Annotated in this window: 16 protein-coding genes, 1 tRNA gene and 1 pseudogene; 6 read left to right on the forward strand and 12 right to left on the reverse strand. The window is 34.8% G+C overall.

Annotated features, from left to right (window positions below; translation table 11 throughout):
- Positions 1–95: 95 nt before the first annotated feature.
- The gene (mlaD, locus tag NOX90_RS00145) at positions 96–551 is read right to left on the reverse strand and encodes an outer membrane lipid asymmetry maintenance protein MlaD (protein WP_007548591.1); all 456 of its coding nucleotides are present in this window, start codon (positions 549–551) and stop codon (positions 96–98) included.
- A 2-nt stretch (positions 552–553) separates the two neighbouring features.
- Positions 554–868: an NADH-ubiquinone oxidoreductase subunit NDUFA12 family protein gene (locus NOX90_RS00150; RefSeq protein WP_007548590.1), complete on the reverse strand. Its 315-nt coding sequence runs from the start codon at positions 866–868 to the stop codon at positions 554–556.
- Positions 869–932: 64 nt separating this feature from the next.
- On the opposite strand from NOX90_RS00150, the gene NOX90_RS00155 reads away from it, so the two are divergent.
- The 3 genes from NOX90_RS00155 (at position 933) to purF (ending at position 4,967) form a co-directional block, all read left to right on the forward strand.
- A complete protein-coding gene (locus NOX90_RS00155; RefSeq protein WP_375604108.1) occupies positions 933–2,399 on the forward strand; it encodes a proton-conducting transporter membrane subunit in 1,467 nt (488 codons plus the stop codon).
- Between the two features lie 53 nt (positions 2,400–2,452).
- Positions 2,453–3,556, forward strand: a complete 1,104-nt coding sequence (gene rodA, locus NOX90_RS00160) for a rod shape-determining protein RodA (protein ID WP_375604109.1) — start codon at positions 2,453–2,455, stop codon at positions 3,554–3,556.
- A 25-nt stretch (positions 3,557–3,581) separates the two neighbouring features.
- Entirely contained in the window at positions 3,582–4,967 is a 1,386-nt protein-coding gene (purF, locus tag NOX90_RS00165) for an amidophosphoribosyltransferase (protein ID WP_375604110.1), read from the forward strand.
- A 19-nt stretch (positions 4,968–4,986) separates the two neighbouring features.
- On the opposite strand, the gene NOX90_RS00170 is transcribed toward purF, so the two are convergent.
- From NOX90_RS00170 to ruvA, 3 genes and pseudogenes are all read right to left on the reverse strand, one after another.
- A complete protein-coding gene (locus tag NOX90_RS00170) occupies positions 4,987–5,496 on the reverse strand; it encodes a DNA-3-methyladenine glycosylase (RefSeq protein ID WP_264723848.1) in 510 nt (169 codons plus the stop codon).
- A gap of 400 nt (positions 5,497–5,896) precedes the next feature.
- Positions 5,897–6,871, reverse strand: coding sequence for a Holliday junction branch migration DNA helicase RuvB (gene ruvB / locus NOX90_RS00175; RefSeq protein ID WP_375604111.1), 975 nt, complete (start codon positions 6,869–6,871; stop codon positions 5,897–5,899).
- A pseudogene (gene ruvA, locus NOX90_RS00180) lies at positions 6,868–7,439 on the reverse strand (Holliday junction branch migration protein RuvA). Before ruvA ends, ruvB begins: the two are co-directional and overlap by 4 nt.
- A 720-nt stretch (positions 7,440–8,159) precedes the next feature.
- On the opposite strand from ruvA, the gene guaA reads away from it, so the two are divergent.
- Positions 8,160–9,722: a glutamine-hydrolyzing GMP synthase gene (gene guaA, locus NOX90_RS00185; RefSeq protein WP_375604112.1), complete on the forward strand. Its 1,563-nt coding sequence runs from the start codon at positions 8,160–8,162 to the stop codon at positions 9,720–9,722.
- 384 nt (positions 9,723–10,106) lie between these two features.
- Positions 10,107–10,706 (forward strand): hypothetical protein, encoded by a 600-nt coding sequence (locus tag NOX90_RS00190; protein WP_375604113.1) that lies wholly within the window; start codon positions 10,107–10,109, stop codon positions 10,704–10,706.
- On the opposite strand, the gene dapA is transcribed toward NOX90_RS00190, so the two are convergent.
- The 7 genes from dapA to NOX90_RS00225 form a co-directional block, all read right to left on the reverse strand.
- Entirely contained in the window at positions 10,696–11,577 is an 882-nt protein-coding gene (dapA, locus tag NOX90_RS00195; protein ID WP_375604114.1) for a 4-hydroxy-tetrahydrodipicolinate synthase, read from the reverse strand. The genes NOX90_RS00190 and dapA overlap by 11 nt on opposite strands.
- A 9-nt stretch (positions 11,578–11,586) precedes the next feature.
- Positions 11,587–12,069, reverse strand: a complete 483-nt coding sequence (ssb, locus tag NOX90_RS00200) for a single-stranded DNA-binding protein (protein WP_375604115.1) — start codon at positions 12,067–12,069, stop codon at positions 11,587–11,589.
- Between the two features lie 67 nt (positions 12,070–12,136).
- Positions 12,137–12,210: transfer RNA gene (locus tag NOX90_RS00205), tRNA-Arg, on the reverse strand.
- Between the two features lie 13 nt (positions 12,211–12,223).
- A complete protein-coding gene (locus NOX90_RS00210) occupies positions 12,224–13,030 on the reverse strand; it encodes a hypothetical protein (RefSeq protein ID WP_375604116.1) in 807 nt (268 codons plus the stop codon).
- A 4-nt stretch (positions 13,031–13,034) separates the two neighbouring features.
- On the reverse strand, positions 13,035–13,643 hold the full coding sequence (locus NOX90_RS00215) for a hypothetical protein (RefSeq protein WP_375604117.1): 609 nt from the start codon (positions 13,641–13,643) through the stop codon (positions 13,035–13,037).
- 4 nt (positions 13,644–13,647) lie between these two features.
- Complete coding sequence (locus NOX90_RS00220; protein WP_375604118.1) at positions 13,648–15,087, reverse strand: hypothetical protein; 1,440 nt, start codon at positions 15,085–15,087, stop codon at positions 13,648–13,650.
- 361 nt (positions 15,088–15,448) lie between these two features.
- Positions 15,449–17,194 carry a type I secretion system permease/ATPase gene (locus tag NOX90_RS00225; protein ID WP_375604119.1) on the reverse strand — a complete coding sequence of 582 codons (1,746 nt, stop codon included), beginning with the start codon at positions 17,192–17,194 and terminating at the stop codon, positions 15,449–15,451.
- 399 nt (positions 17,195–17,593) lie between these two features.
- On the opposite strand from NOX90_RS00225, the gene NOX90_RS00230 reads away from it, so the two are divergent.
- The gene (locus NOX90_RS00230) at positions 17,594–18,772 is read left to right on the forward strand and encodes an aspartate aminotransferase family protein (RefSeq protein WP_375604120.1); all 1,179 of its coding nucleotides are present in this window, start codon (positions 17,594–17,596) and stop codon (positions 18,770–18,772) included.
- Positions 18,773–18,801 lie beyond the last annotated feature (29 nt).

Raw genomic sequence — 18,801 nt, forward strand, 5'->3', positions numbered from 1 at the left:
ATAACCCAAACACTGAACAATTTCAAGCTGCCAATCAGGCCCCTTAATTACGGTAATGCACATAGGCTTCGTGCCTATGTGCAAAGCTGCCATTTTCACTTTGTAAACATACCAAGAATTCTGTCCATTATTCCACCCATATTTGCTTCAGCTTGAGTATACTCTATTTTACCACCGTGCAAGATTAGTTTAATATCTGATCCAGGTGATATATTAACAAATTTACTGCCAACAACTCCACTGCTAGTGATCAGAGCTGAACTATCAATTGGCAATTTTATGTCTTTGCTTATACACATATCGATTCGTGCTACATAGGTAGCTTTGTCAAGTGATACACCAGTTATGCTTCCAACATCTACACCAGAGATCTTGACACTATCACCAACTCCTATACCGTTAGCGTTAGCAAAAAGACCATATATTTTATAGCAATCCTTATAGTTTTTCTTTATGTAAGATAGCTTATCAATAGCAAAGAAAATCAGAAAAATAGTAAAAATTAATACAAATAATCCAGCGGTTATTTCAAGTATATTTGACCTTCGCATCTTTAGTTATCAGGACTCCAGCTTTTATAGTAATTTTTCACTTTTTGGTTTGGATAGTATGCATCTTTTGTACCCGTTAAATTAGGAGTATGTTTTACTTTTCTTTTTTTATTATTAACTGGTACTACATTATCAGTATAGTGAAGCCATATATGCCATTCCGGAGGCACTGTTGTAGGCTCAGAAACACTGCTATACATAACCCACCTTTTTCCTTTACTTGATTCATAGTAAGAATTTCCATTTTCATCTCTTCCTACAAATTTATCTTCTCTTCGTAATAGGCGTTTTATTGCATTACAAATTTTAGATAACATAAGGGTATTAAAACAAAAAGTATTATATATACTAATACTTTAACGATATATTAACAACAATTTAATGCAATTACCAATTTTACAAGTTATTATACCAATAATTGCATCAATGTTTTGCTTTCTTGCCAAGAAACACAAGGTATCTTGGTTTATTTCTTTTATTGCAACAACAATCACTCTTATCATTTCATCGATACTACTCATTAAAACATATAAAGGTGAAATTATAACTTATCACCTTGGGGATTGGGCTCCTCCGCATGGAATAGAGTTAAGAATCGACGTGTTAAATTCCTTAATTCTAACCCTAGTGAATTTTATAGCGCTGATAAGTGTGCTTTATAGCTTTTATATTAACGAAAAAGAGATTAGCAAAAACAAAATCACTGATTTTTACTCTCTATTTCTGTTGTGCTTAAGCGGACTACTCGGGATTTTAGTAACGAATGACATATTCAATCTTTATGTTTTTTTGGAAATTTCATCTCTTTCTTCTTATGTGTTAGTTTCAATGGGAAGGGATAAAAAAGCCTTGGTTGCAGCATTTGAATATCTAATTAGTGGTACTGTGGGAGCAACGTTTTACTTGTTTGGCATTGGGCTTTTGTACTCTATGACAGGAACGCTCAACATGTCTGACATGGCTGAAAGGATAGTGCCATTATACGATAATAACATCATAAAACTTGGTACATTGTTCATTTTCGTTGGTCTCTCAATCAAAATGGCACTATTTCCATTGAGTAGATGGCTAGTTAATGCATATAGTGAAGCACCAAGCTTCATTAGCATATTCTTTTCAGGCACAGTGACAAAAGTGATGATATATGTTTTTATCAGAATCTTTTATACTGTTTTTCATCAGAATTTCTTCTTGTTTAAGCCGCTGTTAGACAATGTGATAATTATCCTTGCACTTTGCGCTATTATATTTGGGTCAATATCTGCAATAATTGCAAAAGACATAAGAAGACTGCTTGCTAATTCTAGTGTCAGCCAAATTGGTTATATAATTTTGGCACTGAGTTTTAACTCAAAAACAGGTGTATTTGCAGCAGTTCTTCACATAGTAAACCATAGCATAATAAAAACATCTTTATTCATGGCTGCAGGATGTGTTTCTTACAAATTTGATACAACAAAAATAGAGAATTTATCGGGACTCAAGAAATCAATGCCTTATACAGCACTTGCATTTACTCTACTAAGTTGTGCATTAATCGGTGTGCCTTTAACAAATGGCTTTGTAAGCAAGTGGTATATAATGAAAGCAATTATCGAATCTCATGTGTGGATTTCCCTTGTAACATTTGCTGCTGGCTCTTTCCTTGCATTGATGTATATGTGGAAGATGGTAGAGAAAATGTATTTTGAAAATGATGCAACGTCACGCACTGGAATAACATCGGACAAAATTAATGATGTACCATTTCCTATGCTTTTCTGTCTATTGTTTATGGCAGCTTTAACAATAGTAACTGGAATATATAGCACTCCAATTCGGTTAGTAGTTGAAAAGTTGATTTTTTGATTTTTATCTTTGTTTCATATTTTACTATACTTTAAGATTATAAGGTTTTTATTTTGGATAGGCTGAAGAAGATTCATTGGTTGTTAATCATTAACGTGATAGCGCTGTTTTGCGTTGGCATTGCTGTTCAATATTCTTCTGCTGGAGGAAAGTGGGCGCCATTTGCGATTCGCCAAATAGTCATATTTTCCTTCTTTTTCCTACTCGCTATAGCTATGCCATTCATAGAGCTAGATTTTTATTTGAAGCACGCTTANTTTTTTTATATAGTGGCGGTGATATCACTATTAGTAGTGAATTTTTTTGGCTCACACATAATGGGTGCGACAAGGTGGATAAGAATTGGATCAATTAGTTTGCAACCATCAGAATTTGCAAAAGTGGGCTTAATACTTGTGCTTGCTCGCTACTTTGATAAGCAGAGTGTGTATAAAATGATGGAGTTTAAAAGATTGCTTAAGGCGGTAATAGTTATTTGCTTGCCTGTATTCTTAGTGTTAAAGCAACCTAATTTAGGCACAGCTATAATAATGTTATTTATAGGAGCATCAATTATGTTCACAGCAATAATGAAAAGAGCTCATTTAGTAATTTGTGGGATGCTTGGCATTTTCGCAGTACCGGCTATTTTGCCTTTTTTACGCCCTTATCACAAACAGAGGATATTATCGTTTTTGGATTCATCGGTGGATCCACTTGGGATAGGTTATAATGCGCAGCAATCTCAGATAGCTATTGGTTCAGGGGGTTTACTTGGCAAGGGTTTTTTGAATGGAAGTCAAACTCAACTTGGATTTTTGCCGGAAAAACGTACAGATTTTGCTTTTGCAGTGCTGAGTGAGGAGTGGGGCTTTTTAGGTAGCATGGCTTTAATTTTGCTTTATACCTCATTACTTGGCATAATTTTCTCTATCGCTTATAGGTCGAAAAATTATTTTTCTAAGTTGGTATCTATCGGCATTTTCGCCTTTTTTGGTGCTCATTTCTTTATAAACATTGGAATGTCGATAGGCCTCTTGCCTGTGATAGGCGATCCACTGCCATTTCTTTCCTATGGATGCAGTACGACTGCTGCGAGCTTAATATGTATAGGGCTATTGCTGGCAATAAAAGCAGATGAACAACAAAATGCTTGTATTTCACCTATGCTAAAGTAAAATTAAACTTTACTTAATAGTTGTTATGCTAGGTGGAATGCACGAAGAATGTGGAGTATTTGGTATAAGCTGCAATAACGATGCTGCATTTAACTCTATACTTGCTCTCCACGCTTTGCAGCATAGAGGTCAAGAGTCTTTTGGCGTAGCAACCAGTAACAACGATAAACTGCACTCTTATCACTTTCAAGGTCAAGTGAGCAGCGTCTTTGATGATATAGATGAAATAAAGAAATCCTTGCCTGGAGATTGTGCAATAGGTCACGTTCGATACTCAACAAGTGGTAGTAAATTTGGAGTGCAGCCCATGCTTGGCAAAAGTGGCAAATTTGGGGATTTTGCCATAGCACATAATGGTAATTTAATTAATATTTCTCCGATACGCGAACAATTAATTAAACAAGAGTGCGTTTTTCAGTCAGATATTGACACAGAAGTAGTAGTGCATCTGACAGCAAGCGGTGAAAAAGATAGCTTCTTAGAGAGTTTTATATATGCATTAAAGCAAATACAAGGTGCTTATTCTTTTGTGGCAATCAATCAAGAAGTAGTTATTGGAGTACGTGATCCATCTGGAATCAGGCCTCTTGTTTTAGGAAAGTTAAACGGTTCTTACGTTCTTGCATCTGAAACTTGTGCTCTTGATATAATAAATGCAGAGTTTATTAGAGAAATAGAACCAGGCGAATTAGTTACCATCAGTTCGGATAGTAAGCTAGCCTCAATGTTTCCTTTCCCACAGCAAAAATCAAGTTTTTGTATTTTTGAATACGTTTACTTTTCGAGACCAGACAGCATAATGGAGAATAGGTCCATATATGATATAAGAAAAGAAATAGGAAGAATACTTGCAGAAGAGAGCCCACCAAAAAACAATGTAAATATGGTTGTACCAATACCTGATTCTGGAATACCTGCAGCTATTGGATATGCAAAGCATTCAGGATTACCTATGGAACTGGGGATAATTCGTAATCATTACATAGGAAGAACTTTTATACAACCAACCGCTGAAGTACGTAAAGTTAGAATAAAATTAAAATTCAATGCTAATAAGCACACTTTGAAAGGTAAAAACATAATTTTAATAGATGATAGTATAGTGCGTGGTAGTACGTTAACAAATATAATAGTTATGCTAAAGGATGCAGGAGTAAAAGAGATTCACCTCAAAATTTCAAGCCCACCAATTAAGCATTCTTGTTTTTATGGAATAGATACGCCAGAGTGCAAAGATTTAATTGCTGCAAATAAATCTGTAGAGGAAATTAAGGAAGTTATAGGAGTAGATAGCCTAGCCTTCTTGAGTATTGATGGATTATATCAGGCTGTTAAAGGAGAAGTGCGTAACAATGCTACACCACAATATTGTGATGCTTGTTTCACTGGTGATTATCCGATTGGCAAATAGTCTACGCAAGATCTTAAGTTTAGAAAATCTTAAACCGCCAAAATTTCTCTTGGCCTTTACTAATTCCGATTCTCGGAGTGCAAATATAATCTGGTTTGAGGTGAGATTCATAAACACAAAATTCGTGGCTTATAGTGAGGTCCAGTTTGTTGTGTTCTTTTATAATATTTAATCTTTTACACAATATTCCTGGCCCACCTAAATTTGCTTCAAGTGGTTCAATAAGCTTTAATCCCCGTATTAACACTGCTGCTGGGAACCCTTCTGTTTCTGTTACAATATTTAAACAGTAATACATTCCATATATAAAATACACGTATGAAAACCCCGGCATACCAAACATTACTGAGGTTCGGTTAGTATAGCCTCTTGCCGCGTGACAAGCTGGGTCATTCATTCCTATATAGGCTTCAACTTCGGTTATTATTCCACTAAAGTTAGAAAATTTGAGGACTTTTCCCAATAACTCTCCAGCTACAGTTAAGGTCGGCCGCTCGTAGAAATTTCTTGGCAGTATTGTGCTACCCATTTTTTATTTTTGTTCTGAGGTTCTATATAGAGTTCAGTTTAAGAATTTCTGGATCCCAGTGTCAAGCACTGGGATGACAAGAAGGGGAGCTACTTGAATGACAAGAAAATGGTACTGGCATAATAAGAAAGAAACATTGAGATGGTGAAAGAGAGAATATACGCAAGCAGTCACCCATAGGGTAGCGCGTGACGCTGGAATCCAGTTTTCTCCTATTACCCAAACCATAGCTTAATTAGTTAGAATAGCATAACTAGCGAGTACGAAATGGAGAAGTTTTAATTTGAACTACAGTTTCAGTGCTATTTAATACATATGCCTTCATACAAAAAGATGCCAGTATATGATATTATGCCAATCAATATATATAATTGAATTATGGTAGAAAAGCTCTCTAATATTAAAGGCTCAAATACTCCTTTGCTTGGTCGGTTAAAATTCGTCCTCTTGGTGTGCGCTTTACAAAACTAATTTTGATTAAGTAAGGTTCTACTGTTTCTTCAATATTGCCAACATCCTCAGATAGCGCAATAGATATAGTGTCAATTCCAACAGGTCCTGAGGTGTTGAATAAAAATCTTAGATAATGCATATCAAGTTTATTGAGTCCCATTTTATCTACACCCAATTTTAGTAATACAGAATCAGCGACTTCATAAGTGATTTTTTTATCATCTTTCACTTCAACAAAATCCCTTATTCTCCTCAGTAATCTCAAAGCAATTCTTGGAGTGCCACGTGCACGGCAGGCAATTTCTCGCGCGGCACCCTCTTCAATTTCAGCAGAAAGAACTCTCGCGCCTCTTTTTATAATATTAACCAGTTCTTCAAAGGAGTAAAACTCAAGATGCAAGGGAATGCCAAAACGATCTCTGAGTGGCGCAGAAAGTAATCCAAGCCGCGTTGTTGCTCCAATCAGCGTAAATGGTGGTAGATCTATCCTTAAAGTGCGAGTAGATGGACCTTCACCTACTAATATGTCCAAGCAAAAATCTTCCATAGCAGTATATAAAACTTCTTCGATGCTGCGATTTAATCTATGGATTTCGTCGATAAATAGAACATCTTTTGCATTTAAAGTGGTAAGCACTGCGGCCAAGTCTCCAGCTTTACTAAGTAAAGGACCAGAAGTTGCGCGAAAGCTAACTCTTAATTCTTTAGAAACAATTTGTGCTAAAGTTGTTTTGCCAAGCCCTGGAGGACCGTACAATAAGACGTGATCTAAGGCTTCAGTTCTCGTCTGTGCAGCGTTTATAAACACTTTTAAATTTTGTATTAAGTCTTTTTGCCCGACAAAATCATCAAGTTGCTCAGGCCTGATGTTGATATTGCGCGCATCTTCAGTATATTCTTTATCGCACGATATTGATTTCATAATGTTTTAAGCGCCATGCGAATAATATCCTTGGTGTCCAGATTTGACGATTCGTCTTGTATTTTTTTATCGTATCATAAGCTTTCATTTTTTCATACCCAAGATTGATCAATGCTGAAAGGGCATCTTCATTGATTGGATGAAAATTATTGTTATTTATTTCTAATTTACTCACTTTGCCACTTAATTCAGTGATGATTCGATTTATGAGTTTCATGCCAAGTCCACTCATCTTGAGTGCTACTTTATCTTCATTCATAATTGCCAAAAACAGCTGTTCTGGAGTTAATTTACTCAAAATTGACATTGCAGTTTTATAGCTAACACCACTTACTTTAACAAGCAACCTCAAGCACTGCTGTTCTTCTTTGCTTATAAAACCATATAGCTGAGCGACATTTTCTCTGTTATTTGCATAGGTTTCGATAAGTAATTTAACTCTACTTCCGATGGAACATGCATTTAAAGTTTTGGCTGAAAGATACACCATATAGCCAACATCATTTACATTCAGGATTATGTGATCACCACGCACTTCATCAACTATTCCGCTTAGATTTCCTATCATTTTTAGCACTATATAGAGTTCAGTTTAAATACTCCTGGATCTTAGGTCAAGTAAACGAACATTATAACAGGGAAACGTGGCTAAAAAACCACTTGACAAACTCCGCCAGCCCCCTTATCATAAGCACTGAAGCTATTTATTTATCTTCTCTGTACAGATTAAATGACAAAAAAACTCACGTATCTGGCGTCTCATGTTTAATTTTTTGCACTATGTGCACCTTATGTCTTTATAAAATTTCTAGGTTTTTACCTAATATAAGCTAAAATGCGCTTATAAAGCATTTAAAACATTAAAAAACGCCAACTTAAAAAATGGATAGTGAATAACTAGCTACCCTAGGGTTTCTTTTGCCTTTTTTTCTGTTTAGTAAATTTCTTAACGTTTATAATTTAGATTAGTTGCNGGTTTAAAAGCAGCTGAGTCGCGGTTATTAAGCGTTTAGAATAAAAAAACGCCATACTTGAAAGTATAATGTAAGTAATTAGCCAACCACGGGGCTTCTTTTGCCTTTTTTTTATTTGGTAAATTTCTTAATATTTATGGCTAAACGACAATCGTCATCCCGCTACTTGTTAGCGCCGCGGCGGTATGATGTAGGAAAATTAGCTATATAGCTAACTTGCACCATACATTAAAGCTTTTAAAGAGGTCTTAGTTTACTTACTCCTTTATTTTCTTTATTATCAGATATTGCTTTAAATAATATGGAGGAGCAAATTGTCAGCAATTGCCATTATTGATTTTGGTTCACAGTTTACACAGCTTATCGCAAGACAAGTAAGAGAAATGGGCGTTTATTGTGAAATATTTCCAAGCAACGTCAGTTTTGAAACAATATCAAAATTCAATGGGTTTATTCTCTCTGGAGGACCACAATCTGTAAATGATGATTGTTCTAAAACAAGTAGAGTAGTACATGAAATTATAAAGCTTAATGAAGCAACAAACGTTCCTATACTTGGAATATGCTATGGACAGCAACTCATTTGTCATTATTTTGGAGCAAAAGTAAAAGAGAGTTTCAAACAGGAGTTTGGCAGAACTAAGATCAAGGTACTAAAAGAATCTCCCATTATAAAGGATACGTGGGATGTTAATTCTGAAGTGGATGTATTAATGAATCATGCAGACAGTGTTGATACTATACCACAGGGATTTACTGTTATTGCATCAGGTGTGATAAATCAAACAATTGCAATAATTGTCAACGAACAGCGGAGGATTTACTGCACTCAATTCCATCCTGAAGTGAGGCCCACAACAAATGGCAGTAAGTTGCTCTCTAACTTCTTGGATATTGCAAATTGTGAAAGAGACTGGACAATGAGGTCGTTTATTGAGGAGCAGAAGGAAAAAATCAAAAATGTAGTAGGAGAGAAAAAAGTGATCGCTGCAGTAAGTGGTGGGGTTGATTCAAGTGTTGCAGCGGCTCTCACACATAAAGCTATAGGAAAACAATTGAACTGTATTTTCATTGATACTGGTTTGTTACGCAAGAACCAAACCATTGCTATGTTGAAAGAGATTCCGATAAATTACGTTGATAAATCAAATTTATTTTTGAGTAGGTTGAAGGGAATAACTGATCCAGAAGAAAAGCGAAAAATCATCGGTAACACCTTCATTGAAGTGTTTGAAGAAGAAGCAAAAAAAATAGGTGATGTGGATTTTTTGATGCAAGGTACCATCTACTCTGATGTAGTTGAGTCAGGGCATGCCTCAGATAACACGAGTACAATTAAGTCTCATCATAATGTTGGTGGGTTGCCAGAAAAGATGAACCTGAAGCTAGTGGAGCCTTTACGTTACCTCTTTAAAGATGAGGTAAGGCTACTTGGAAAGGAAATCGGGCTTTCAGATGAGATAATATTTCAACATCCATTTCCAGGACCTGGCCTTGCAGTGAGGATTATAAGTGAAGTTGATGAAGAAAAGGTGCGAATATTGCAAGAAGTAGATGAAATATATATTAATACGATGAAAAATTACGATCTATACGATAAGATATGGCAAGCTTTTGCTGTATTATTACCAATAAAAACTGTAGGCGTTATGGGAGATGATCGTACGTATGGATATGTTTGTGCTTTAAGGGCTGTAACATCATCTGATGGTATAACAGCCGATGCATTTCCATTTGAAGATAAGGATCAACACTTGCTAGTATTTTGGGATTTTTTACGCAATGTCGGCAGTATAATTGTTAATAATGTTCCCGGAGTAAATAGAGTTGTGTACGATATAACTTCCAAGCCACCTGCAACCATCGAGTGGGAGTAATCATGAGATGTCATGCAAACTGATTCCTTTATGACGGTGTCATCCGAGTAGCTTGACTACTTGGATCCAGAAAAGTTTGCTTGTAAACTAGCATAGAAAAACGTTTTCGATGAGATTATATGGAAAACTAGATTCCAGACTGGAATGACAAGAAAGGAGCTACCCAGACGACACCTTGACGATTTTTCCAAATCGTCGGTAAACCTAAGTCACTTTAGCTATAGATCTGGGGTGCCTTATAGCTTAAGATATTAAAATTGTATAGACTGAAGTACGTTGAAAGTCAATTACAAACTTCTCAAAGAATTACATAAGAAGTATATTGACTATATGAGCTAAAAATGTTAGTATTATAATTATTAATTTTAAGTGGGAGTAAATGTTATGGGCTATACAAAGACACAACTAAAACAGGCAATGCAAGCAAAAAGGGACCTGGTAAAAGAATTTTTCAAATCACACCCACTAGCAATGATATTAAGAGGAATAGCAATCCTAGGAGTAGCAGCAGGCATCTCGGCTGGTATAGGGGCTCTTGCAAGTTTGGCTCTAAGTGCTATTAGCTTACCACCTCTCATTGCAGGTGGAATTATTGGTTCTGCTGTGTTGTTAGTATCCATTATAACCAAGCTTTGTTGTGATTTCCAAATAACCACTGAAACGGACATGTCAGAAGAACATAAACGAGTTTTGAGAGAATATTATAATAGCACTGAATACAAAGTTGGATATTATGTAAAGGATATTATCTCAATTGGTGTTGCTTTTGGAATCGGAGCAGGGTTGGTTGCTCTTGGTTTCACATCACCTGCAGCTATAGGTGCTTTAACCTATATAGCAGGTGCAGTTGCTTGTATTCCTTTAAAATTATTGACTGATAAAGTAATTGAGTGCTTTTTTCCAGAAGGAAGTAAGCAGCCAGATAGCTTGGTTGATAGCGATGTGAAAGTTGCTGGTGGTCCTGTTCTTAGCCCTAGTCATTAGTTAATTCTTTCCATTCAAGAATCATTTCGTTGGCTTGCCTCAATTTTTCAACAGAAGGCAAGTCTTCTGTGCTGAGTGGTAGGCGGACAGTTTTGTGTTCCATGAGCCCAATATCATGCAAAAGTGCTTTAGTGGGTATTGGGTTGCTGGCAATAAATAGTGCTTTGCAGGCTTGTTGCCAAACATCTGAATGAGGATTCTCACCACTTAGGCATTGCTTAACGTATTCATGTGCTACGTGTGGCCAAACATTAGAAGCAACAGAAACCAGGCCAGCCGCACCATAAGCGGCCATATCGGATATCATATTGTCATCTCCACAAAAGACCTCAATATTTGGTGCAACTTTCTTATACTGAGCTAAAATATCAACAGTGCCACTTGAATCTTTGATAGCCCAAAATTTTTCATGGCTGGATAAGTTGCGTACAGTTTCAGCGTGGAGACTCACTCCTGCTCTTGATGGAATATTATAAAGCATAGCCGGCACATGTGCTCTTTCAAGTAGCTTTTCAAACCATAAGGTCTGCCCCATAATTCCGGGCTTTGCATAAATGGGAGTTGTCATTAGATAGCCATGAATAGGCATCTCCTTGCAAAAATCAAGCCATTCAAGGGTCTGATATAGATTCACTCCTGGTACGCCAATTATAATTTTTGTATTTAATTTTAGCTCACATACAAATTCAACTAACTCGCATTTTTCAGAATCAGTAAGCGATAGGCCTTCACCTGTGCTACCCAGTAACACTATACCATTTTCAGCTTTAACTTGCATTGTCAGTAAACGCTGCAAACTGCTATAATCTATGCTATCTCCATTGCAATTAAAAGGAGTAATACAAGCAGTCCATAAAAGTGTAGATTTCAACTGAAGTTATTAAAATGGTATTTCATCGTCGATTAGTTCATCTTTTATATCGTTGTCAAAACTTTCGTGCTTATTTTTTTGTTCTGTGTCATTTTGTTTGTATTCACTTGGCTTGTAATCAGGATTTGGCGCACTATTTCGTGAATCCAAGAGAGTAAGAGCGCTATTAAAATTATATAGAACCACCTCCGTTGTGTATCTTTCACTATCGTTTTGGTCAGTCCATTTTCTAGTTCTCAAAGAACCTTCAACATAAACTTTACTGCCTTTACGTGCAAGATTTTTGACGATTTTTACTAATCCTTCACTAAAAATTACGATATTATGCCATTCTGTCTTTTCAGAGCGCGTACCAGAAAATTTATCAGTCCAACTTTCAGACGTGGCTATTGAAAAACTTGCCATTTCTTTTCCATTTTGTGTAGTCCTAATCTCAGGATCTTTTCCTAAATTACCAACTAGTATGACTTTGTTTATAGTACCACCAGACATAATTATATTCTAAATAAATCTCTTTATTATCTTATGTGAAAGTATTATTGTCAAATTTAATTAAAAGTGCGCTTGGAGGGATTCGAACCCACGGCCTTTGCCTCCGGAGGGCAACGCTCTATCCAACTGAGCTACAAGCGCATATATATTTAATTTATTTAATAGATAAACTGTCCAAGTCAAATTTTTGTTTTGGATAAAGCGTAAACATAATACTCCCATGTCCAAAATATACATTTTGAGAATCATTCGCATGCTTTTTTATTGCTTTTTGATCTACGGTCCATACAAAAGTTACATAATTTTCAGTGACTGAGTGCACTTTTAAATCCTTAGTATTTATAAACAGTTTTCCATTTACCCATATTTTCCATGTATCGGGAGAAAGATATAAAATTGAGTCTAAACTCACTACCTTACAGTTGAAATTCTCCTCTTTTACAGCTCTTGAAGATCGTAAATTGAACTTTTCCATTTCATTGACCATTCTATTAACTGGCTCTTCATCAAAAAAAATGCTTTTTACGTTACTATATTGTGACAAAACGTCAAAGTCACTTTCCGCTGCTTCTCTTATTATGTTGTCCCGATCTGTATAGCTTAGTCTTTGATTGTTAATAAAGAAACACTCTTTTGCACGCAAATTTGCTATATCAATAAAATCATCGATTTCTTGATTGCCAACTTTAAGAATACTTTCAAAATATCTTTTTTCTATCATCATTCCGTACTGAGAATGATGACAAACCATTTCATCATTACCTTGTTTTTCTATATATACGCATAAATTTTCACTATTTAATCCTAATATTTTATGCTCAATAAGATCTTCATTGCTAATATGTTGTTGGCAAGAATACTTTTTACAAATTCCTATGCTTTCTATGATATCTTCACAACTGCAATATGCATTAACATTGGAAATGAGTAGCGTAAAAATAAAAAACAGCTTTATATTCATTATCTTATCTACTTAATATAGTATACCAATCAAAGACTATATTAGCTCTCACTATTTCTATCATATTACCACTCAAAATCTGGTTCATAGCTGCAGCATCAATATTTCTCTGCTTGTTTAAAATAAGAGATTTGATCATAACATAACCGGGCAGATTTGGAATAGACTGTAGAAATAAAAAAATATGCTTATCGCTGATTGAACTTAAATTTAGGACCACTTCACTTTTTATTACTTTTGTGCGTTCACTTTTGTTGTGGAGCTCAACTTCTTCGGGTATAGAAATTGATATTTCAGGTTCTAATATATAGTACTTTTTATATAACCTGCTAAGCTCGAAATTTAAATTTGCAATGTATCTGCTACTGTGTAAATTTGAAGAAGAAATTTTTTTCCATAAATCTAGGTTTTTATTTAGAACAACTTCCTTTTTTTGAATTCCAGTAATCTGTAAATTAATAGAACGTATTTTATCAATCGCAATTTGGTTTTTATTATAAACCTTTTCGTTATAGATAACAACATATGTTAATAACCCTATTAATCCAACAGATAATAACAAATACGATATAAACTGAATTGTAGCTTTTCTTTTTAATTGAGAGATAGTCATTAATCTACATTGCCTCTCCTATTTCAACATCAATAGATAGATTTTGCCCTTTAGCAGCAGGTAAGCTAGAAATATTAATGTCATGGGTACGAAAATTATCATTTAAATTTTTTTGTAGTTTCTTGTATTGATAAGAAATATTTTTACCGGATTGAAAATTAAACCTTAAAGTTGTGGTAATATAATTTTTTGCCTCATTATAATTCCATTCAAATGATTGAAGCTCTATACCTGGTACTTTTAACTTTTCTACATACTTAACTTGTGTAAGAGGAGAGTATTCTATTTTTAATAAAATATTATTGATATTAATAAAGTCATAAATTTCATCTATTTTTTTTACATTATAGCTTTGGCTAAGTTTTGTTAATTGGTTATTTAAGGTATTCTGCTTTGCTGATAAATTATCGGCAACATTGAAATTTGAATACAAATTTAACAAACAAAAAGTGCTAATTACAACTAAAACCAAAGCAAAGTATAGAAAAGTTCGAGAAGAGTTTAAATCAAGGTAATTGAATAGATAAAATTCTTTAGTTTCTTTTGTATTAAAAATAGCTATTGGCTTATTCTTAAAACTATGAAACAAAATTATGGTATCGCAAAAGTTATCCTTTTCACTTATAGCTAGTTCTGCTCCTAATAGTTTGCCTAACTCATATGGAGTTAATATGTTCACACTATTCTCTAAAAAATTTATGACTAACAAACTAGCTTTAATATCTTCTGACACTATGATGCAAAGGTCAATAGAGTTATTTTTTTCGAACCCAAACTTAGTTAAGGATCGAATGGTATTTTGCACTTCCTGATATATTCCACCAGCAATGATTCCTGGTAAATTATCATTAGTAAATGGTATCAAACGCGTAAATATCATTTTGTTCTCTTTAAGAACCACTTGTCTATAGCCTCCCGTTTTAGTTGCAGCAACTATAATTTTCCAATTATTAGGATCTTTATGTGGAATCTTTTTTACTATATTACTTATTTCTATAGGAAACATTAATATTCCCTTAAAGTTAGAGCCTATCTCAATAAATACATTCAACCAATATTCTACTAAATGCTTTGCTTTTGATGACACAAGAAGATAGCACCAGTTTTGATTAAATTTATTTAGCTTCTCAACCAAAAAAACTGAACTTATGTCATTATTACGAGAAAAATGCTCCATCTTTGTTTTTGCTGATAGATAAGCACTAATCTTGTTTATTCTTGGAATAAACTGTAGCGAGTAATTTTGATCTGCATGATTAAGCACCAGGTATAAAGGTGCTTTTTTATCTGATGAAAGACATGAAATTAAATCTGAAACTGCTTTATTGTTTTTGTCTTTAACAAAATACCTTTTATTTAAGGTGTTATTTTTAAAGTATAGTAACATTATGCCTTCTTCTCCGATGGAAAGCATAAACTTACTTTTGGATTTTGACCCAAACATATTAACAAAGTGTATACTTATCTAGAATTAAAAAGGTAATTTATTGAAATTCATTAAACGTTAGAGGGAAATATTGTTATAAATTTTCGCAGCAACATTATTTATATCATAATTTTTTTATAAAGTTACTACTAATATTAAGTTATTTGAGGAATAAATTAAGAAAATTCATTAAGACGAATTTGTTGTTTTTCAAATTGTAGGTAAACCTAAGCCACTTTAGCTATATCTGCCGATTGACTTTAATTAATAGGAGTTATTAATCTGCTTACTATTCTTGTAATATTATTTCTAACGGTAAAGAAATATATATTTTTCTGGAACAGTTGTTATTTCAGATACAGAATTTAGTGTAAGTAAACTAACCATTTGCTGAAGAGCGCTCATTTTCTGTGGTACTTGATGATGGAGCAACTAATTTGCTCAAAATCTCATCTTTTGGTCCCATAGCGTAAATGACACCATCTGACATGAGGATCACCTTATCAACTACGGACAATAACGGTAGCTTGTGAGTGATGATAACAGTAGTAGTATTTTGTTTTCTTGCAATGCCAATTGCATTAATTAAGCATGCCTCTCCATTGCTATCTAAGTTAGCGTTTGGTTCATCAAGTACTAAAAGTTTTGTGTGACCGTAAAAAGCTCTGGCAAGTCCAAGAAGCTGTTTTTGGCCGCCAGAGAGCGTTACTCCTCCAGGACCTCCTATTGTTGTATCATATCCATTTGGTAAGCTTAGTATTAGTTCATGTATCCCTGCAATTTTTGCTGCTTTGATTATTTCTTCAGGATTTGGATCTGGCCTCATGCGAGCAATATTAGCCTTGACACTAGTGTTAAATAACTCAATATCCTGAGGTAAGTAGCCAACATAATTACCAAAATTTTCTCGATTCCAAGTATATACATCAGCGCCATCTAGTCTGACTACACCAGATATTGGCTTCCATACACCAACAGTTAATTTTGCGATAGTGGATTTACCAGAAGCACTTGCACCAATCACACCAACTACGTCCCCTGGTTCTATTACAAATGATATTCCTTTTACTGTCGGCTTATTGCTTCCATAAGGAGTAAAAAATACTCTATCAAATTCCAATTTCCCTTCAGGTTCTGGTAGAGCCATCGTTTGCTCTCTTTTTGGCGATGTTAATATAAGCCTTTGTAGCCTTCCGTATGACATTTTAGCCTGATTTAAAAACTTCCAAGTATGAACCGCAGCATCAAATGGTGCTAATACTCTGCCCATTAAAATTGAAGCAGCGATGATGCTACCAGCAGTTTTATGAGCTGTGATTGCAAGTAATGCACCTGTTCCAATTACTGATATTTGCAGAGTTGAGCGCAAAAATTTAGTTATCCCGGTGATCACATTAGAGCGATTTTGTGCTTTAATTTGCATTGCTCGGTTCTGATCATTTCGTTTACACCAATCAGAGACTATGAATTCTGACATGCCCATAGCTTCAACCACTTCTGCATTTCTTGTTGCAACATCTATAGCATTGATATTCCGTATAGTTTCTTCGTTGGTTTCTTGTAATGTTCGTTTAGTGGCAAGTTCATTCCATATTGCCATAGAGACTAATATAATGATTCCAGCAATAGCTATAAACCCCGTGGAGGTATGTATCATGAAAATCACAACAAGGTAAATTAACGACCATGGAGTATCAAACAGTGAGAATATACCATTTCCTGTAATGAAATTTTTTATTACTCCAAGATCCCGTATTGCTTCACCACTTGAAGTTGAGCTCTGCACTGACGTTAGCCTGATTGACCTTACTATCAGATCTGGTGTTGCAGTTTTATCGATCCAATCACCTATTTTTGCCATGGCTAAATACCGACAAGTTTCAAGCATTGCAGAACATGCAAATGCAGATAAGGTGATAATTGTTAGCATAGTTAGTGTTGATACACTTTCGCTCGATATCACCCGATCAAGCACTTGAGAGGTATAAAGTGGTAGGAATAACATTAATAAATTGATTCCCGCACTAAACCAAAAGATAAACCAAAATGCACTTTTGCATTTTTCTAGGCAAATATATAGAGTACTTTGCTTCAATTCTTTTTTTATTGATGGTGTCATTTCCACAATCTTCCTCTTAATTTGATTACATGCACCATATACAATTTTTATTACAAAAATATTAATAACGGTAGTTAGCTTACTTTAAGTGAGTAAAATATTAATATATGTGAATAGGAAATATAAACAATGGTAAAAAGAAGTATAGTTAACATTTCCTTCATTACCTATAGCTAAAGCAATTTAGCTATACCGATGGTTTGGTAAACTGTAAACTCATATCTCTGGATTTCGCTAATAAGTGGCGAATCGTTGGTAAAACTAAGTCACTTTAGCTATAGAATGACAAAAAAGGTTTGCATTAGCCAAATTTTTAGTTGAAGTAGCATAAGAGGTGAAAGGAAAAGCTTTGTGTTAATGGATTCATTTCAGGTATAGTATAGATAATACCACAATACTTACAAAATGGATCATGTTGTTAATGCGTATAATAGACTTAACACTCCTATAGTCAGGGGAGAAGGGGCATATCTTTTTGATAAAGATGGTAAAAAATATTTAGATTTTGCTGCAGGTATTTCTACAACTTCTTTAGGGCATTGTCATCCATACATTACAGATAAGCTGAAAGAGCAATCGAGTTCATTATGGCACTGCTCTAACATTTTCACTATTCCCGAGCAAGAAAGGCTTGCTGACCGTTTAACAACCCTTACTTTTGCAGATAAAGTTTTTTTCTGCTCAAGTGGACTTGAAGCAACAGAAGCTGCAATTAAGTTTATTCGTCGTTACTTTTATTCAAAAGGGCAAGCAAAACGTAATCGTATTGTTACAATTGAAGGAGGGTTTCATGGCCGCAGTATTGCTGCAATTTCTGCTGGAGGTAATGAAAAATCACGCGAAGGTTTTGCTCCGCTTCTTTCTGGTTTTGATAAAGTGCCAAGAAATGACATTAAAGCTTTGGAGAAAAAAATCAGCGATGAAACGGCTGCTGTGTTTTTAGAGCCCATACAAAGCGAAGGCGGAGTATATCCACTAGACGTAGAATATCTTCAAAAAGTAAGGGAAATAACAAAAGCTCAAGGAATAATTTTGTGCTTTGATGAAGTGCAATGCGGATATGGACGCATCGGTTCTTTATTTCATTATCAAAATGTCGGCATTGAACCTGATATGCTAACCTGTGCAAAAGCTATGGGCAACGGTTTTCCTCTAGCTGCATGTTTAGTAAAAGATTACATAGCAGAAGCAATTACTCCAGGAACTCATGGATCAACCTATGGTGGTAATCCACTTGCTATGACTGTTGGTAATGCAGTACTCGATATAATGCTAAAAGAAGGCTTTTTTGGTCACGTTAAAAGTGTAAGTAAACGCTTGAAAGAAAAGTTGTTGTCTTTAGCTAAAGAATTTCCGGAGATGATTTCAGAAGTTCGTGGAGAAGGGTTACTAATGGGAATAGAACTAGCAACTCCTGTAGCTGATAAAATTATCAGTCGATCTCTTGATAAAGGTTTAATAATAACTAGGGTTTTAAACAACAAAGTAGTAAGGATAACCCCACCACTTATCATTGAGGATGAGCATGTGAACGCAGCATGTAATATACTTTATGATTTGTTTTTTAAGATTAAAGATATATAAAATTTGGCAATATAAATTCAAGCTTGCAA

It is taken from the genome of Wolbachia endosymbiont of Anurida maritima, assembly GCF_042182995.1.
Classification (GTDB): domain Bacteria; phylum Pseudomonadota; class Alphaproteobacteria; order Rickettsiales; family Anaplasmataceae; genus Wolbachia.

Coding starts and splice junctions, on each gene's coding strand:
- NOX90_RS00210 (WP_375604116.1), bottom strand. CDS start 13,030: ATGAATATAAAGCTGTTTTTTATTTTTACGCTACTCATTTCCAATGTT.
- NOX90_RS00150 (WP_007548590.1), bottom strand. CDS start 868: ATGTTATCTAAAATTTGTAATGCAATAAAACGCCTATTACGAAGAGAA.
- ruvB (WP_375604111.1), bottom strand. CDS start 6,871: ATGAAATCAATATCGTGCGATAAAGAATATACTGAAGATGCGCGCAAT.
- mlaD (WP_007548591.1), bottom strand. CDS start 551: ATGCGAAGGTCAAATATACTTGAAATAACCGCTGGATTATTTGTATTA.
- purF (WP_375604110.1), top strand. CDS start 3,582: ATGCTAGGTGGAATGCACGAAGAATGTGGAGTATTTGGTATAAGCTGC.
- NOX90_RS00220 (WP_375604118.1), bottom strand. CDS start 15,087: ATGTTTGGGTCAAAATCCAAAAGTAAGTTTATGCTTTCCATCGGAGAA.
- NOX90_RS00155 (WP_375604108.1), top strand. CDS start 933: ATGCAATTACCAATTTTACAAGTTATTATACCAATAATTGCATCAATG.
- NOX90_RS00230 (WP_375604120.1), top strand. CDS start 17,594: ATGGATCATGTTGTTAATGCGTATAATAGACTTAACACTCCTATAGTC.
- ssb (WP_375604115.1), bottom strand. CDS start 12,069: ATGTCTGGTGGTACTATAAACAAAGTCATACTAGTTGGTAATTTAGGA.
- NOX90_RS00215 (WP_375604117.1), bottom strand. CDS start 13,643: ATGACTATCTCTCAATTAAAAAGAAAAGCTACAATTCAGTTTATATCG.
- NOX90_RS00170 (WP_264723848.1), bottom strand. CDS start 5,496: ATGGGTAGCACAATACTGCCAAGAAATTTCTACGAGCGGCCGACCTTA.
- NOX90_RS00190 (WP_375604113.1), top strand. CDS start 10,107: ATGGGCTATACAAAGACACAACTAAAACAGGCAATGCAAGCAAAAAGG.